This is a genomic window from Paenibacillus sp. GbtcB18 (assembly GCF_019091125.1).
In the GTDB taxonomy this organism is placed as follows: domain Bacteria; phylum Bacillota; class Bacilli; order Paenibacillales; family NBRC-103111; genus Paenibacillus_F; species Paenibacillus_F chitinolyticus.
In genome coordinates this window covers 1-1,744 of record NZ_JAGXJX010000051.1, presented here as the reverse complement: position 1 = coordinate 1,744, position 1,744 = coordinate 1, and the positions used below count along the sequence as shown (strand labels likewise).

The 1,744-nt window shown below is 28.8% G+C and carries 2 protein-coding genes and 1 pseudogene; 2 read left to right on the top strand and 1 reads right to left on the bottom strand.

The features are described 5' to 3' along the window. A pseudogene (locus tag KVT34_RS32130) lies at positions 1 to 266 on the top strand (hypothetical protein); the annotation flags it as partial. A 3-nt stretch (positions 267 to 269) separates the two neighbouring features. Next, the gene (locus KVT34_RS32125; protein WP_254635233.1) at positions 270 to 476 is read left to right on the top strand and encodes a hypothetical protein; all 207 of its coding nucleotides are present in this window, start codon (positions 270 to 272) and stop codon (positions 474 to 476) included. Positions 477 to 917: 441 nt separating this feature from the next. On the opposite strand, the gene KVT34_RS29395 is transcribed toward KVT34_RS32125, so the two are convergent. After that, positions 918 to 1,508, bottom strand: a complete 591-nt coding sequence (locus KVT34_RS29395) for a hypothetical protein (RefSeq protein ID WP_088098255.1) — start codon at positions 1,506 to 1,508, stop codon at positions 918 to 920. Positions 1,509 to 1,744 lie beyond the last annotated feature (236 nt).

Genomic DNA, 1,744 nt, shown 5'->3' with positions numbered 1-1,744 from the left:
CGGATTCATCCAATCTTCTATTAGTAAGTTTTAGTACAGAAGTAGGTGAGGATGAGAGGGCAAGTAATCAAGTTGAATTTAATAGTTACGGAGAAAAGAATACAGAGAATATTCTAGATGGTGTTTTTATTGCTAAAGAAAATACTTACAAGAGATGGTTGACTCAAGAAGTCACTAATGATAAAAATCTGGATTTCTATACGAAGGTCGGAAATAATAGTAATACAAGAAAACAATACGCATTAATACAATTATTTGATTGGTAGCAGATGAAATTTATAGATGATAAAGATGTGTTGTTTTATGATTTAGAACCAAATACAGTTTTTACTGTTCAATCTCAAATTCCAATAAAAAAAGAGAAAGGAGTGTATGATTTAACGTCTATTTTAGTGCAACATCCTTTTCAAAAAATAACATTATACAACCAACAAGTAGATACAGCAATTAGAGTTGGGGTTGATGTAATAGAGTAGTAAATGAAATGTTTTTATTATAATTCTCGAAAATATATAGTTGTTTCTATGAGGAAAAAAGAAGAGAATCTTATTTTTGATTCTCTTCTTTTTTTGTTTATTAGAGAAAGGCTTTTACTTGATTTTCTCTCATTTTTATCGCCCCTTTATAACGGTTCAAGTGTAATATCAAACAAAAAAGGTCCCTCAGGCAAGCTGAGAGACCATTCAAAGTACAATCATTGATTTTAGGTGCAAAATAAAATGGTAATCAATCTAATAAATTATAAATGACTAAATTTTTCTCCTAATTTCATTTTTGCAAGTTCATAGATAAAACCTTTTTTTCGTTGTTTTATCTTTTCAATATTTTTCATCAATATCATTAACAGTAACAACTCTGAGATCTTATAACCGATAAGAGTTATAATCGAAATCATAAATATATTTGCGAAATTCAAATTACCACCCCTTCATATCACAAAAAGCTGTAAAAATTTTAGGTGTCTTAGAGCTATATTTCCATCTTTTACAAGCTAAATATGCCCCTAATTCCAATATTATTGTTACTAACCAAGCAGCTCCTATAGCTAAAAGTGCATCTATAAGAGCCCCTACTGTAATAATAACAGGAAGAGCCGTATTGATCGGATCTGGTCCTGGAAATTCAACTTTATCTTTTTTTATCTTTTCAAACGCTTTAACTTCTGATGAACTTAAATTTTCATATCCATTTTTTAAATTTGTTGTTTGTTCTGGGGTAAGCCCTAATTCAAGTGCCTTTGAAGAATCAAAGAGATACTTATTCCCACCTACCAATGTAAGGGATTTGTTAGCGATAGCATGGATTTTTTCTATTTCTTCCCAATTGATGTTTTGTTCTTCTAAAACTTCATTGATAGATGTCAACGTTTGTTTATCCAAAGTAGATTGTGTGCTTGAAACCTTTAAATTTTGTGTTGAAGCTGATTCTTTAGCGAAAGCATCAGCCCCCGGTATAAAATGCATAAAACCTAAAACTGTAGTAGAAATGAGTATTGCTTTTTTAAACATTAATTTTCATCCTCCAATTTCAAATTTTTGCCAACATCGATAAATATATTCAATTAATAATGTATAATTCCTCGTATAATATTATTTTGTTTATGTAAAGAAATGGTAAATATAGAAGTGAAACAATTAATCTTTCTTTGTGAAATTAAACATAAACAATCCAATAGAAAAAATCACAAAAAATTCTATTATAAATTTCTTTTAAAGGTAACATATAAATACAATCTTCTAATCTG